This window comes from Ornithinibacter aureus, from assembly GCF_009858245.1.
Lineage (GTDB): Bacteria > Actinomycetota > Actinomycetes > Actinomycetales > Dermatophilaceae > Fodinibacter > Fodinibacter aureus.
This window is the reverse complement of sequence record NZ_VMSB01000001.1, coordinates 795,465-809,364: the sequence shown is the minus strand read 5'-3', so window position 1 is coordinate 809,364 and position 13,900 is coordinate 795,465. Positions and strand designations below refer to the sequence as shown.

Annotated in this window: 14 protein-coding genes; 8 read left to right on the top strand and 6 right to left on the bottom strand. The window is 72.1% G+C overall.

The window, feature by feature from the left end:
• Window positions 1-10: 10 nt before the first annotated feature.
• Both C8E84_RS03905 and C8E84_RS03900 read left to right on the top strand, forming a co-directional pair.
• Complete coding sequence (locus tag C8E84_RS03905) at window positions 11-700, top strand: endonuclease/exonuclease/phosphatase family protein (protein WP_159899641.1); 690 nt, start codon at window positions 11-13, stop codon at window positions 698-700.
• Window positions 701-772: 72 nt separating this feature from the next.
• Window positions 773-1,105: a hypothetical protein gene (locus C8E84_RS03900; RefSeq protein ID WP_159899639.1), complete on the top strand. Its 333-nt coding sequence runs from the start codon at window positions 773-775 to the stop codon at window positions 1,103-1,105.
• A gap of 21 nt (window positions 1,106-1,126) precedes the next feature.
• Here the strand turns inward: C8E84_RS03900 and C8E84_RS03895 are convergent, their stop codons facing one another.
• From C8E84_RS03895 to C8E84_RS03880, 4 genes are all read right to left on the bottom strand, one after another.
• On the bottom strand, window positions 1,127-1,753 hold the full coding sequence (locus C8E84_RS03895; RefSeq protein ID WP_159899637.1) for a response regulator transcription factor: 627 nt from the start codon (window positions 1,751-1,753) through the stop codon (window positions 1,127-1,129).
• Window positions 1,750-3,450: a sensor histidine kinase gene (locus C8E84_RS03890; RefSeq protein WP_159899635.1), complete on the bottom strand. Its 1,701-nt coding sequence runs from the start codon at window positions 3,448-3,450 to the stop codon at window positions 1,750-1,752. Before C8E84_RS03890 ends, C8E84_RS03895 begins: the two co-directional genes overlap by 4 nt.
• 28 nt (window positions 3,451-3,478) lie before the next feature.
• Entirely contained in the window at window positions 3,479-4,231 is a 753-nt protein-coding gene (locus C8E84_RS03885) for a hypothetical protein (protein WP_159899633.1), read from the bottom strand.
• Between the two features lie 102 nt (window positions 4,232-4,333).
• Complete coding sequence (locus tag C8E84_RS03880; RefSeq protein ID WP_159899631.1) at window positions 4,334-4,987, bottom strand: hypothetical protein; 654 nt, start codon at window positions 4,985-4,987, stop codon at window positions 4,334-4,336.
• 116 nt (window positions 4,988-5,103) lie between these two features.
• Between C8E84_RS03880 and C8E84_RS03875 the strand changes: the two genes are divergently transcribed.
• Genes C8E84_RS03875 through C8E84_RS03855 form a run of 5 tightly spaced genes read left to right on the top strand, consistent with a single transcriptional unit; the run spans window position 5,104 to window position 10,350 of the window.
• Window positions 5,104-5,910 carry a lysophospholipid acyltransferase family protein gene (locus C8E84_RS03875; RefSeq protein WP_159899629.1) on the top strand — a complete coding sequence of 269 codons (807 nt, stop codon included), beginning with the start codon at window positions 5,104-5,106 and terminating at the stop codon, window positions 5,908-5,910.
• A 19-nt stretch (window positions 5,911-5,929) separates the two neighbouring features.
• Window positions 5,930-7,108 carry a MacS family sensor histidine kinase gene (gene macS, locus C8E84_RS03870; protein ID WP_159899627.1) on the top strand — a complete coding sequence of 393 codons (1,179 nt, stop codon included), beginning with the start codon at window positions 5,930-5,932 and terminating at the stop codon, window positions 7,106-7,108.
• A complete protein-coding gene (locus C8E84_RS03865) occupies window positions 7,105-7,887 on the top strand; it encodes a response regulator (protein WP_159899625.1) in 783 nt (260 codons plus the stop codon). Before macS ends, C8E84_RS03865 begins: the two co-directional genes overlap by 4 nt.
• A gap of 58 nt (window positions 7,888-7,945) precedes the next feature.
• Complete coding sequence (locus tag C8E84_RS03860; protein ID WP_159899623.1) at window positions 7,946-9,298, top strand: class II 3-deoxy-7-phosphoheptulonate synthase; 1,353 nt, start codon at window positions 7,946-7,948, stop codon at window positions 9,296-9,298.
• 5 nt (window positions 9,299-9,303) lie between these two features.
• Entirely contained in the window at window positions 9,304-10,350 is a 1,047-nt protein-coding gene (locus C8E84_RS03855; protein ID WP_159899621.1) for a threonine aldolase family protein, read from the top strand.
• Window positions 10,351-10,486: 136 nt separating this feature from the next.
• On the opposite strand, the gene C8E84_RS03850 is transcribed toward C8E84_RS03855, so the two are convergent.
• Complete coding sequence (locus C8E84_RS03850) at window positions 10,487-11,407, bottom strand: DMT family transporter (RefSeq protein WP_159899619.1); 921 nt, start codon at window positions 11,405-11,407, stop codon at window positions 10,487-10,489.
• A gap of 8 nt (window positions 11,408-11,415) precedes the next feature.
• Window positions 11,416-13,383: a Stk1 family PASTA domain-containing Ser/Thr kinase gene (gene pknB, locus C8E84_RS03845; protein WP_246196760.1), complete on the bottom strand. Its 1,968-nt coding sequence runs from the start codon at window positions 13,381-13,383 to the stop codon at window positions 11,416-11,418.
• A 101-nt stretch (window positions 13,384-13,484) separates the two neighbouring features.
• Here pknB and C8E84_RS03840 point away from each other — a divergent pair, with 101 nt between their 5' ends.
• A complete protein-coding gene (locus tag C8E84_RS03840; RefSeq protein WP_159899617.1) occupies window positions 13,485-13,895 on the top strand; it encodes an Rv2175c family DNA-binding protein in 411 nt (136 codons plus the stop codon).
• The last annotated feature ends 5 nt before the right edge of the window (window positions 13,896-13,900 follow it).

Below are 13,900 nucleotides of genomic sequence, written 5' to 3'. Positions count from 1 at the left end.
TCCTCGCCTCGTGAGCACCGGGCCATCGACCACGCTGCGGGTGGCGACGTACAACACCCGCGACTTCCTCGACGACCACCACCTCGCCGCCCGGATCGTGCGGGCGATCGCCCCGGACATCCTGTGCCTCCAGGAGGTGCCACGGCGGTTGTTCGGTGGGTGGCGGGTCGGGCGGTTCGCCGCGGCCACCGGGATGCTCTGGCCGGGGAGCCACCGGGGCAGTGGCGGCACGACGATCTTCGTCTCCGACCGGGTGCGGGTGCTCGACTGCCACCATGCCCGGCTGCCGGTGCGCTGGCCCGACCGCACGCGGGGGTACGCGGTGGTGCGCGTCGCCGCGCCGGGTGGGGCCGAGCTGACGGCCGTGTCGGTGCACCTCAGCCTGAAGCCCGACGAGCGGGTCGTCCACACCGAACGCATCCTCCAGGCGCTGTCGGACCGCGGCTCGCTGATCATCGCCGGCGACCTCAACGAGGGCGACACCGGTGCCGCGTGGCGCCTCATCGACGTCCCCGACCGGATGAGGCTGGTGTCCCCCGCGGCCCCCACGTTCCCGGCCAGGCGGCCGCGGCGGGTGCTCGACGTGGTGTTCGCGTCACCGGACCTGCGCGTGAAGCCGCACCGCGACGTGTTGTTGCCGGATGCCGTGTGGGCGCAAGCGAGCGACCACCGGGCCACCTGGGTCGACCTCGAGGTGTGAGGAGCCGGTGCGCTGCCGCGCCATCGGTCAAAATCGATTGTCCGCCGCAGTGCCCGCTGACAGGCTGAGGCCATGTCGCAAGCTGCCCTCGAGCCTCCGTACGACCAGCTGCTCGCCACCGCTGAGCGGGTCGCGCGGGAACGGCCCGAAGTCGACCTCGACATGGCGCGTGAGGTGTTCCTCGAGGCGGCGACCCTTCTGCACAACGGCCTGGCGCTCGACGGGCTCGACGAGCACGATACGAGCGCCGTCGTCGCCGGGCTGTGTGAGGACCTCATCTCCGGGGACCCCGGCAGTGCCGTGCTCACCCGCCACGAGGCCGCCCTGGAGTCCGACGGTGTGTTTCACGACCCGGCGGGTGTCGCGGCATCCCTGCTCGTGTGCGCAGCCGTCCTGCAGCTGTGATGACCGGCGCGTCCCGAGGGCTCAGGGCGACAGGTGGGCGCGGATGATCCGCGCGGCATCCGCTCGATCGGTCGCGGCGAGCTTGAGCAGGATGGCGCTCACGTAGTTCGCCACGGTCTTGGTCGACAGCCCGAGGCGGGCGGCGATCGTCGGGTTTGCCAGCCCCCTGGCGAGCAGGTCCGCGACCACGAGCTCGCGGGCCGTGAGGCCACCCGGCAATGCCGTTGGCTCACCGCCTGACCGCGTGGCGAACGCGGGCCGCTCGACGCCGCGGCCGATCCACAACGCCCCGGAACTGGCCGCCTCCACGGCGGCGATGAGGTGCTCGGGCTCCGCGTGCTTGCCGAGATACCCGGCCGCACCGGCGTGCAGCGCCCGGGCGACCGAGGCCTCGTCGGAGAACAGGGTGACGACGACCACCGCGACGTCGGGGTGGTCGGCGGTGATCCTGGCCGTGGCCTCGAACCCGTCGCCGTCGGGCATCGACAGGTCCATGAGCACGACCTGGGGCTTGACCTGAGCAACGACCTCGAGCGCTTCGAGGCCGCCCCGCGCCTGGCCGACGACCTCGTGGCCCGAGGTCGTCAGCAGGCCGACCAGCCCGCGGCGGAAGACGGGGTGGTCGTCGACGACGACGACGGTGGTCATGACACCTCCAGGGGTAGGTCGACCACCAGGTGGCAGCCCTTGGTGCTGCGGTCGTAGCGGGCGGTGCCGCCGACCTCGTCGGTGCGCTCCGATATCGACATCATGCCGATGCCCGCGCGCACGTCCGGGGGCAGGCCGGGCCCGGCGTCACTGACCAGCAGGCGGAGCATGCCGTCGCGCAACCGCAACCGGATGCCGATGGGTGCGGCACCGTGTTTGCGCGCGTTGGTCACGGCCTCCCCGATGATGCGAAGGGCCGCGAGGTCGACCGAGGCCGGGAGGTCGAGGTGCTCCGGCGCGTCGATCTGGACGTCGGGGCCACCCACCCGGTCGTGCAGGGCAGCCACGAGCCCGTGGTCGTCGAGCACCGGCGGGCGCAGCCCGTAGGCGAGCTCGCGGGACTGCTCGACGGCCAGCCGCAGCTCCCGGTGCAGCTCGGCGGCCTCCGGGTCCTTGGTGCGGGCCGCCAGTGCTGCCGCGCTCAGCGCGATGCCGGAGAGGGTCGGGCCGAGGTCGTCGTGCAACTCCCGGCGGATCCTGCGTCGCTCCTCCTCGCGCGCGGCGACGGTGCGGGCCCGGGACTCGCGCAGCGCCACGACGGTGCGCGCGGCGTCGAGTGCGGGGGCCGCCTGGGCGAGGAGCCCGTCGACCACTCGGCGGTCACGGCGGGTGAGGGTGCTCTCGCCGCGCCGGGGCGGCAGCTCGAGGACGGCCAGCACCTCCCCTCGGTACTCGACGGGAAAGGACTCACCGCCGGATGCCGTGGAGGTGTCCGGTCCCAGCGCGGCGGGCTCGAACCACGAGCCGCTGATCCGCCCCTGGTCCAGGTACAGGGCGTCGGTGAAGGCGGTGAGCACGGTCCTCGGGGTCTCCTGCTGGCCGGTGCGGGTGTTGAGCGCAGCCAACATCCGGGTGACGGCGCGGTCTGGATCGGGGCGCCCCCGGTAGAGGAGCCAGTCGCCGACGCGGGTCATCGTCAGGGCCACCGGTGCGGCGATGACGGCGACGACGACGAGGCGCACCCAGTCAGGGGCCGGTAGGGACCGGACGACCACGGTGAGCGCCGTGATAGTGCCCAGGCTCACCACCGTCGCCCGCAGGAACTCATCGACGTCGAGCGCTCGCGGGGCGAGGACCCCCACGGCAACGCCGACGAGCAGCGGCAGCCCGGCCAGCTGGGCGGCGACCACGGAGCCTGTCGAGCCCTCGCCGATGGACCCGAAGGCGGCCTGGGTCGCCGCGAACGACGCCATCGTCAGCAACGTCCCGAGGATCACCCAGCGCACCGACTCCCGCTCCTGCGTGGAGGATCGGCGGCGGTACCGGTGGACCTGGGCGAGGAGCAGGAGAAGCTGGGAGTTCACGACCAGGCCCCACCACGGGCTCTCGCTCCACATGCCGGCCGTGACGAGGTCGCCGAACGCCGCGACGGCGAGCATGCCCACCGGTACCCACAGCCACCGCGGTGTGATGACGCCATCCGGGTACACAGCGACGAGCAGGGGGAAGGCCACGAACCACAGGGTGTGTGCACCGGGCACGACGACGACGGCATACAGGAGCAGGCAGGCGAGCACGACCACCCAGCGGGGGCCGCGCGGCATCCGGCGCAGTGACGCGAGCAGGAGCACGGCCAGGACGAGCACGACCACGGTGACCGCGATCTCGCTCGTCCTGACCAACCCGTCGGGGGTCATGATCCGATGATGGCACCGGCGGGCTGCGTCACCGCAGTTTCCGGGACTTCAGGAGCAGCGCGATGCCGAGGACCAGCGACCCGAGGACCGCGATGATGAGCGGCCACGGCGTCGCGAAGGGCACCACCGCCTGGTAGAGCGGGACCACGGCGAACAGGCCGAACACGGCGCTGAGCGGCCGGCCGATGAGTCCGGCCCGCCGGCCGGTGGTGGCCAGCAGGACGTTCCAGCCGATCGACCCGATCCCGACGACGATCAGCCCCGCCGTGACGGCCAGGTAGGAGGCCTGGAGCGACGCCGCCTGGATCTCGCTGTCCGCCGAGACGTCAGCCAGACCCGCGCCCACCGAGGTGTACATGCTCAGCCCGTGCCCGGCGACCCAGAACCACGCAGTGGCGCCCACGAGTGCCATGGCGAACCCGACGGTGCTGAGGACGCCATCCGCGGCACCGTGCAGGCGCATGGCGCGCCACACGGCCAGCACCATGACGAGTGAGGCCGCGCCAATGCCGGAGAACAGCACGGCGTCGAAGCCGCCGGCCCACGAGTTGGCTTCGAGGGCCGCCATGCCAGGGGTGTCGTCGGCTCCACGGCTCACGAGCACGGCGACAAGGATCGGCTGGCACAGCCAGAAGGCGAACACGGCGATGCCGGCCCACCCGGCCAACCGGGTCAGGGACCTGATCTCGTCCGGGTCCGTGGGCGCGGTCGATGGTGCACCCGGGCGGATGGAGGTGTTGTCGTGGTGCTCGGCGTTGCCGAGCAGGTCTGCGGTGCTCATCGGAGCATCCCCTTTCGTCGGAAGCGATGGCTCCAGACTCCGGGGGAGTGTTCCCGGGACGGAAGTGACACGTGATCACGACTTCTCGGGGCTGCGGGGGTGTCAGACGCGCGCGCCGTCGTCTCCGCTCGTCGGGTCGCGGTGCGCGGGCTGGCGCAGGACGAGCAGGGCGAAGCCGAGCAGCGAGACGACGACCGACGCCACGAACCACCGGGTGCTGTGGAACGGGCGGGCGAACACGACGTAGAGCAGCATGAGCGGCCCGGCGACCAGGCCGATGACGGCACCCCAGAAACCGAGGTCCTCCTGCGGAGGAAGGGTGACCTCGGGGGGCTCGAAGTGCGGCTCCTCCGCGGCGAGGGCCTCCTCGGCCTCGGCGGCGGCGCGTTCGGTGGCGGCGTCCTGGGGGTCAGGGGTGCGCCACGCCGAGGCCGGGACGACCAGGTTGAGGGGGGAGGGGTTGACCCAGGGGTCGCGCGGTGCGGGAGCGGTCGGGTCCGACGCCCCCGCGTCTGACGCCCCTGAGTCCGCCGCCCCTGCGTCCGCATCCTTCGGGGCCGCATCCTCCAGGGCCGTGTCCTCGGCGGCGCCCTCGTGCCGTGCTTCGGGAGCCGCGGGGGGCTCGTCGGTGACGGGGGCACCTGCCGAGGCCACGGCATCCGACTCATCGACCGCCGAGTGCTCCCACTGCGCCACGATCGAGGCGAAGCGCGCATCGACGTCGCGTTCGTCCATGTCGCCGGGCCGGTCGGGCACGGGGTCTCCTCGGGTGCTGCGGGATGGGGCTTCGATCTTCGCATGCGATCAGATCAGGACAGCCATGTGATCCAGTGCACTAGGCTGCGGGCGACGCGCAAGGAAGGGTGGTCCGGTTGTTCTACTGGGTGCTGAAGACGGTCATTCTCGGGCCGATCATTCGCCTGCTGTTCCGGCCGTGGGTCGAGGGGTCGGAGAACATTCCCGAGACCGGTGCGGCGATCTTCGCCAGCAACCACCTCTCCTTCTCGGACTCGATCTTCCTGCCGGTGTGCGTGCCGCGGCGGATGACCTTCCTCGCCAAGTCCGACTACTTCACGGGTGAAGGCATCAAGGGCCGGCTCACCGCGGCCTTCTTCAAGGGTGTCGGGCAGCTGCCCGTCGACCGCTCCGGTGGGCGCGCCAGCGAGGCCGCGCTGCGCTCGGGGCTGAAGGTGCTGCGCCGCGGCGAGCTGCTCGGGCTCTACCCCGAGGGCACGCGCAGCCCCGACGGTCGTCTCTACAAGGGCAAGACCGGGGTGGCGCGCATGGCGCTCGAGGCCGGGGTGCCCGTCATCCCCGTGGCGATGATCGACACCGACAAGGCCCAGCCGACCGGCAAGAAGATCCCCAAGCTGATCCGCGTCGGCGTGCGCATCGGCGAGCCGCTGGACTTCTCCCGCTACGAGGGCATGGAGGGCGACCGGTTCGTCCTGCGCTCGATCACCGACGAGATCATGTACGCGATGATGGAGCTCTCCGGCCAGGAGTACGTCGACATGTACGCCACCGCGATGAAGGACCGCATCGCCCGCGAGAAGAAGGGCAAGGCCAAGGAGGCCCAGCAGGCGGCTCAGCCCGGCCGGGCCGTCTCCGAGCTCGAGGCAGCCCTCGACGCCGAAGGGCTCGACGACGACAACGGGCCGCAGCGCCGCGCGAGCTGACCGGGGGGTCGTGGTGGGGGTGCTCGGGCCGAGCTCGGAGCGCACGGGACGTCGCGAGCCCGTCGTGGTGGAGTCCTTCCACCGCGGGCTCGACGTCTACCGCCCGCTCGCTGCGCTGTATGCCGCGTGGCTGGCCTGGCAGCGCCACGAGACGATGGTGCGGCCCTGGGTGGCCGTGGTGGTGCTCGCCGTCATGCTCGCCTGGTCGGTCGGCCTGCTGTTCTACCGGCGCCGCACCGTCGGGGTCGTCGTCGTCGAGGTGTCGATCGCCGTGGCCGGCATCCTGGCCACCCTGCTCGCCGAGACCCCCGAGTCCATCGCCGCCGGGCAGTTCACCCTGCCGACGATCTGGGCGGCGGGCTCGGTGGCCGGTGGGGCCGTCGTCGCCGGCGCCCGCGGAGGGCTCATCGCGGCGGCGGTGATCGCCATCGCCGACCTCATCGAGGTGGGCAGGCCGACCCAGACCACGATCCACAACATCGTGCTGCTCGTCCTGCTCGGCGGCCTCATCGGGCTGGCGGTCGACCTCGCCCGCCGCGGCCTCGAGAGGGAGGAGCAGGTGCTGCTCGAGCGCGAGCGGTTGCACGAGCGCGAACGAATCGCCCGCGTCGTCCACGACGGCGTGCTCCAGTCGCTGGCCTACATCCACCGCCGCGGTGAGGACATCGGGGGCGAGGCCGCCGACCTCGCGGCGATCGCCGCCGAGCAGGAGCGGTCGCTGCGGCGTTTCGTGTCGGGGACTGGAGCGCCCGAGGCCGGCGGTGCCGTCGCCGACCTGCGAGCGGCGCAGGGGCACGAGATCGACCTGCGGATCGCCCTCACGGCCCGCGAGCGCCCCGACGTCACCGTCGCGGTGCCGGCCGACCCTGTCCTCGTCGACGTGCTCGTCGCCCACGAGGTCGACGCCGCGCTCGCCGCCGCCCTGGACAACGTCGACCGGCACGCCGGGCCCGGTGCGCGGGCGTGGGTGCTGCTCGAGGGCGACTCCTCGGGGCTCGAGGTCACCATCCGCGACGACGGGGTGGGTGCTCAGCTCGCTGACGTGTTCGACGCCGCCGACAGGGGGCGCCTCGGGGTCAGCTCATCGATCCGCGGCCGCATCGAGGACCTCGGCGGCACCGTCACGTGGACCACCCGCCCCGGCGGAGGGTGCGTGGTGAGGATGACCATTCCGCGAACCGTCAAGGAGCGAGCATGACCACGACCCCACCGGATGCCGGGGGGTCGCCGTCCGTACCGACCCCGGGTGACGCGTCGCCGACCGTCCTCGTCGCCGACGACCACCCGTTGTGGCTCTCGGCACTGGAACGGGACCTCGCCGAGCGGGGCCTGCGGATCGTCGCGACGGCCACTGACGGTCCCTCGACCGTGCGCCGGGCTCGGGCGACCCGACCCGACGTCCTGGTCCTGGACCTCAACCTGCCGGGGATGCGCGGTGACGAGGTGTGTCGCGCCCTCGGTGACCTGCCCACCCGGGTGCTCATCCTCTCCGCGAGCGGTGAGCAGCGTGACGTCCTCGCGGCGATCAAGGCAGGGGCCACCGGCTACCTCGTGAAGTCGGCATCCGCACAGGACATCGTCGATGCCGTGCACGCCACCGCCCGCGGGGAGGCGGTGTTCACGCCGGGGCTCGCCGGGCTCGTCCTCGGGGAGTTCCGCCGGATGGCCGACGGGTCGACGTCGTCGAGCGCCACGGCATCCGAGGGGTCCGGCACGGGTGCCACGCCTGTCGGGGCGACCGTCGAGGAGCGCCGCCGACCCATCCCCGAGCTGACCGAGCGCGAGACCGAGGTGCTTCGCCTCGTCGCCACGGGCATGTCGTACAAGGAGATCGCGGCCGAGCTGTTCCTGTCGCACCGCACGGTGCAGAACCACGTGCAGAACACGTTGGGCAAGCTGCACCTGCACAACCGGGTCGAGCTCGTCCGCTTCGCGCTGGCCCGCGGCCTCGAGGACGAGGGCCCCGCGCAGGACTGAGCGCGACCGGCATACGGGCAGACGCAGGCGGGCGCCGCACGGGACCTATCCTTGCCCGGTGAGCACGACCACCGCACCAGACCCCCGCCAGCGGCTCGCCGCCGGTGCCGAACTCCCCGCTGCCCAGCAGCCGGTCTGGCCCGACGCCGACGCACTCGCCGAGGCCGTGGCCACCCTGGCCAGCTACCCGCCGCTCGTCTTCGCCGGCGAGTGCGACGTGCTGCGCGAGCGGATGGCAGCCGTCGCCCGCGGTGAGGCCTTCGTGCTCCAGGGCGGCGACTGCGCCGAGACCTTCGCCTCCGCCACGGCCGACAACATCCGTGACCGGGTCAAGACGATCCTGCAGATGGCGGCCGTGCTCACGTACGGCGCGTCGGTGCCCGTCGTCAAGGTCGGCCGGATGGCCGGGCAGTACGCGAAGCCACGATCGAGCAACTTCGAGACCCGCGCGGGCGTCACCCTTCCGGCGTTCCGCGGCGACATGGTCAACGACTTCGACTTCACGCAGGAGTCGCGCGCGCCCGACCCCCAGCGACTGGTGCGGGCCTACCACGCGAGCAGCGCCACGCTGAACCTCGTGCGGGCATTCACCACCGGTGGCTTCGCCGACCTGCGCCACGTCCACGACTGGAACAAGGGCTTCGTCGCCAACGCCGCGAACGCGCGCTACGAGCGCCTCGCCAAGGACATCGACAAGGCGATGAAGTTCATGAACGCCTGCGGCGCCGACTTCGAGGCGATGCGCACCACCGAGTTCTTCTCAGCCCACGAGGCCCTCGTGCTCGACTACGAACGGCCCCTCACCCGGGTCGACTCGCGCACCGGTGAGCTCTACGACACCTCGGGACACTTCGTGTGGGTGGGGGAGCGCACCCGCGACCTCGACGGCGCGCACATCGACTTCGTCGCCTCCGTGCGCAACCCCGTCGGCATCAAGGTGTCGGCCAACGCCGACACCGACGACCTGCTGCGCATCATCGACAAGGTCGACCCGCAGCGCGAGCCGGGCCGCCTGACCTTCATCACCCGCATGGGGTCGGGCCGCATCCGTGAGGCGCTGCCGACCATCGTGGAGAAGGTCACGGCATCCGGCGCCTCGATCACCTGGGTGTGCGACCCGATGCACGGCAACACCTTCGAGTCCGCGTCGGGCTACAAGACCCGCGACTTCGACGACGTCGTCGAGGAGGTCGAGGGCTTCTTCGAGGTGCACCGTGGCCTCGGCACGGTCCCCGGCGGCATCCACGTCGAGCTGACCGGCAACGACGTCACCGAGTGCATCGGTGGGTCCGAGAAGATCCTCGACGCCGACCTGAACCTGCGCTACGAGACGGTGTGCGACCCGCGCCTGAACCACCAGCAGAGCCTCGAGCTGGCGTTCCTCGTCGCCGAGATGCTGAACCAGGACTGACGTCGGTGCGCGCCGACCTGCTCTCGGACACCCTGACCCGGCCGACTGCGGCCATGCGCCAAGCCATGGCGAACGCCGAGGTCGGTGACGACGTCTTCGGCGAGGACCCCACGGTTCGCGCGCTCGAGGACAAGGTCGCCGCGCTGCTCGGTCACGAGGCCGGGCTGTTCGCGCCGACCGGATCCCTGGCCAACCAGCTCGGGCTGCGCCTGCACGTCGGCCCCGGCCAGGAGCTCGTCGCCGACCAGCTGGCGCACGTGCTGCGCGCCGAGCTCGGGGCCGCGGCGGCGTTCTCGGGCATCACGAGCCGGTCCTGGCCCAGCGAGCGCGGGCTGCTCGACCCGGCGGGGCCGATGTCGCTCGTCACGACCGGGGTCGGGCCCTACCAGGTCGAGACCTCGCTCGTCGTGCTGGAGAACACCCACAACTTCGGTGGCGGGACGGTGCAGCCGATCGAGGCCATCCGAGAGGTTCGGGCAGCCACCGCGCCCCTCGGGGTGGCGATGCACCTCGACGGGGCGCGGCTGTGGAACGCCCACGTCGCGACCGGGGTGCCGCTCACGGCATACGGCGAGCAGTTCGACACGGTCAGCGTGTGCCTGTCCAAGGGGCTCGGCGCCCCGGTGGGTTCGGTGCTCGTGGGCTCGGCGGAGCGGATGGCCCAGGCTCGGATCTGGCGCAAGCGGTACGGGGCGGGGATGCGGCAGGTCGGCATCCTGGCGGCGGCCGGCATCCACGCCCTGGATCACCACCTCGAGCGCCTCGCCGACGACCACGCCCGGGCGGCGCGCTTCGCCGCGGCGTGTGCCGAGGCGGCTCCCGGGTCGGTGGACGCCTCCACCGTCGAGACCAACATCGTCGTGCTCGACGTCGGGGCTCTCGGCTGGCAGGCGCCGGCGTTCGTGGCGGCCCTCATGGAGCAGGGAGTGCGCACGTATGCCGTCGGGCCGGGTCGGGTGCGCCTGGTGTGGCACCTCGACGTCGACGACGCGGGCACGGATGCCGCGATCGACGCCGCCACCACCCTCCTGCGTACCCCGATCGACCAATAGGGCACTGGGGGTACGGGCCTGCACGGGCGTTGGCGTACCCCGAACGACCAATAGGTCACTCGGGGTACGGGCCTGCACGGGCGTTGGCGTACCTCCATCGACCTATTGGGCACTGGGGGTACGGGCCTGCGATCGCTCAGACGTCGTGGTGCAAGGCCTCCACCGGCGGATCGTCGGCAGCACTGGCGTCCGGATCGCGCGGTGTCGACTTGAGCTCGACGAGGTACATGGCCGTCACCACCATGGCACCGCCGATCAGCATGCGCCGGGTCAGGCTCTCACCGCCGAGAAGCACGGCGAAGAACGCGGCGAACACCGGCTCCAGCGCCATGACGATGGCCGCCCGGGTCGCCGTGAGGTGGGCCTGCGCCCAGGTCTGCGCCCACAGCGCACCGGCCCCGGCGATGAGCGCCATGTAGAGCAGCGACGCCCACTGCCCCCCGTCGGCCGGCAGGGTCAGCCCGCCCGGGACGGCGGCGACGCCCGTGACCACGGCGATCACCGCGGCCTGCACGGTGGCCAGCCCGACCGCGGCCCGTGCCGTCGACCACCGCCCCAGAGCGACGATGTGGCCGGCGTAGAGCACGGCGGAGAGCAGGGTCAGCGCCTCGCCCGCCCCGACGGCGAAGCCCCGGAGCGACAGCACCGCGAGCCCGGCCGTGGCCAGGGCGACGGCAGCCCACGTCACCGGCCGGATGTGCTCGCGCAGCAGCACCGCCCCGAGCACCGGGGTCAGCACGACGTAGGTGCCGGTGATGAAGCCCGAGACCGACGCGTCGGTGTGCTGGAGCCCCATCGTCTGGAGCACCTGTGCCGACCCGTACAGCACCCCGAGGACGACCCCGATGCGCAGGTCGCGGCGACTGAGCGCCAAGGTCTGGCGCCGGAAGAGCGCGAACATCACGATGGCGGCGATGCCGAAGCGCACCGTGAGGAAGTCGGCCGGGGGAACGGTCTCGACGAGGTCGCGGATGAGGAAGAACGTCGAGCCCCACACGGCGGTGACGCCGATGAGCAGCAGCGTGGCGAGCCGGGTCCGCCCGGCGGGAGCACTCATGACGGCGCTCAGACGATCGTCAGGGTGATGGTGCTGCCCTTGGGGGCCTGACCGCTGCCAGGCTCCTGCAGTCGCACGGTGCCGAAGAACCCGCCGAGGGCCTTGCGCACGGTGACCTTGAAGCCCGTGGCCTCCAACGCGGCGCGGGCTTGGTCGACCTGCTGCCCCACGACGTTGGGGACGTCGACCATGACCGGGCCCTTGGACACGACCAGCGTCACGGTGTCGCCCTTGAACAGGGTGCCGTCGCTCGGGCTCTGGCTGATCACCTTGCCCTTGTCGACCGTGTCGCTGTTCTCCTCCTTGCTGGCGTCGACCACCAGTCCGAGGTCGGTGAGCGCCTTGCGCGCCGCGGCGGCATCCTTGCCGGTGTAGTCGCGCACCTCGATGGGTTTGCGGCCCTTGCTCACCGTGAGGTTGACCTCGACGCCCTTCTTCAGGCTGGCGCCGGGCCCGGGATCGGCCGAGATGACCTCGTCCTTGGGCACGGTCTCGTCGAAGACCTCCTTGACCTCACCGACGACGAGGTTGACCTCGCCGATGCTGGCCGTCGCCTGGGCGAGGGTCATCCCGACCACGGGCGGCACCTCGTAGCGTTCCGGCCCCTTCGACACGACGACGGAGACCCCGGCGCCACGGCGAATCGTCTCGCCTGCGCCCGGGTCCGTGGAGATCACCTGGCCGGCCGGGACGACCTCGTCGAAGGCCTGCGTCACGGTCGCGGTGAGCGACGCGTCGTCGACCGCGGCCACGGCGGCGGACTCGGTCTGGCCCTGCACCGAGGGGACGGTCGCCATCGCGCCGGGTCCGAACATGAAGAACCAGGCCGTCAGGGCGGCGATCAGGGCGGATGCCGCGATGGCTGGCCACCAGCGTCGCGTGCCACCCGATCGGCCACCACCGGCGACCACCCGGCCCTCGAGCGGTGCGGGGGCAGAGGGGGGCGAGGGGGGCAGGGTGAGGGCCCGCGTGTCGGTGTGCGAGCGGGTCGGGACGCTTCCGGATGCCGTCGCGGAGCTTCCCGGGATCGGCAGCGCGGCGGTCGCGGCAGGGGAGGCAGCAGCGGTGGTCGGCACGGCGGCAGCCGCGAGGGCCTCGGCGCCGGCGGGGCGCGAGTCCAGGGCCGCGGGGGACAGCAGTGCGCGGGTGCGCCGCAGCATCGTGAGCAGGGCCGCGGCATCCGCGGGGCGGTCGTCGGGGTCGCGGGCCGTGGCGGCGGCGACGAGGTCGTCGAGCGCGGGGTCGAGACCGGGCACCCGACTGGAGGGCAACGGCATCCCCCCGTGGACATGCTGGTAGGCGACGTGGATCGCCGTGTCCCCGGTGACGGCCTTGGTGCCGGTGAGCATCTCGAACAGCATCAGCCCGGCGGCGTAGACGTCGCTGCGGGCGTCAGCGATGCCGCGCTCGACCTGTTCGGGGGAGAGGTAGGCGACGGTGCCGAGCAGCACACCGGAGGTGCTCGTCACCGTCTGGCTGGTCACGGCCCGGGCCAGACCGAAGTCGGCGACCTTGACCGTGCCGTTGTCGTTGATGATGACGTTCTCGGGCTTGACGTCTCGGTGGATCAGGCCGTTGGCGTGCGCCTCGCCGAGGGCGAGCAGCACCGGTTCGAGGACGTCGAGCGCGGCGCGTGGGGTCAGGGCCCCCTCCTCACGCATCACCTCACGCAGGGTCAGCCCCGGAACGTGCTCCATGACGAGGAACATGACGTCGCCGTCGCGACCCTGGTCGTAGACGGCGACGACGTTGGGGTGTGACAGGGATGCCGCGGAGCGCGCCTCGCGGTGGAAGCGGGTGACGAAGCTCTCGTCGTGGACGAGGTGCTCGCGCATGACCTTCAGGGCCACCTCGCGGTCGAGGCGCTCGTCGAGGGCCAGGTAGACGGTGGCCATTCCGCCGTCGGCGAGTCGACGGAGCACTCGATAGCGTCCGTCGAGGGTGCGCCCGATGAGCGCGTCGCCGGTGGATGACACCGTAGGAGTGTACGTAGATCCGGGCCACGATCCCTCATCGCAGCGCCCCGCCGGGGGTGTGTCCTCCCGCCGGAGACGGGTGCTGTGGCACGCTGAGCGCCGTGAACGAGACCCCGCAGAGCGAGACGACCGACGCCGCCGACGCCGCCCCCGGTGCTGACCTCGAGGCCCTGGTCGGGGAGTGGCTGACCGTCCCGGACATCGCCGAACGCCTCGGTCTGCCGCTGTCGACGGTGCGCCGGCTCATCGAGGACCGCGAGCTGCTCTCCCACCGCGTCGGGGAGCGACGGGTCGTGGCCGTTCCGGCGGGCTTCCTCACCGACGAGGGGCCGCACCACGCCCTCAAGGGCACGTTCACCGTGCTGGCCGACGGCGGCATGACCGACATCGAGATCATCCGTTGGCTGCACACGCCCGACGACACGCTTCCCGTGCCGGGTACGCCGATCAACGCCATCCACGCGGGCTTCAAGACCGAGGTGCGCCGCCGCGCCATGGAAGAAGCGTTCTGACCGGG

What these genes read in the sequence shown, in the direction of transcription:
- C8E84_RS03900 (WP_159899639.1), top strand. Translation starts at nt 773, where the DNA reads ATGTCGCAAGCTGCCCTCGAGCCTCCGTACGACCAGCTGCTCGCCACC.
- C8E84_RS03895 (WP_159899637.1), bottom strand. Translation starts at nt 1,753, where the DNA reads ATGACCACCGTCGTCGTCGTCGACGACCACCCCGTCTTCCGCCGCGGG.
- C8E84_RS03890 (WP_159899635.1), bottom strand. Translation starts at nt 3,450, where the DNA reads ATGACCCCCGACGGGTTGGTCAGGACGAGCGAGATCGCGGTCACCGTG.
- C8E84_RS03885 (WP_159899633.1), bottom strand. Translation starts at nt 4,231, where the DNA reads ATGAGCACCGCAGACCTGCTCGGCAACGCCGAGCACCACGACAACACC.
- C8E84_RS03865 (WP_159899625.1), top strand. Translation starts at nt 7,105, where the DNA reads ATGACCACGACCCCACCGGATGCCGGGGGGTCGCCGTCCGTACCGACC.
- C8E84_RS03850 (WP_159899619.1), bottom strand. Translation starts at nt 11,407, where the DNA reads ATGAGTGCTCCCGCCGGGCGGACCCGGCTCGCCACGCTGCTGCTCATC.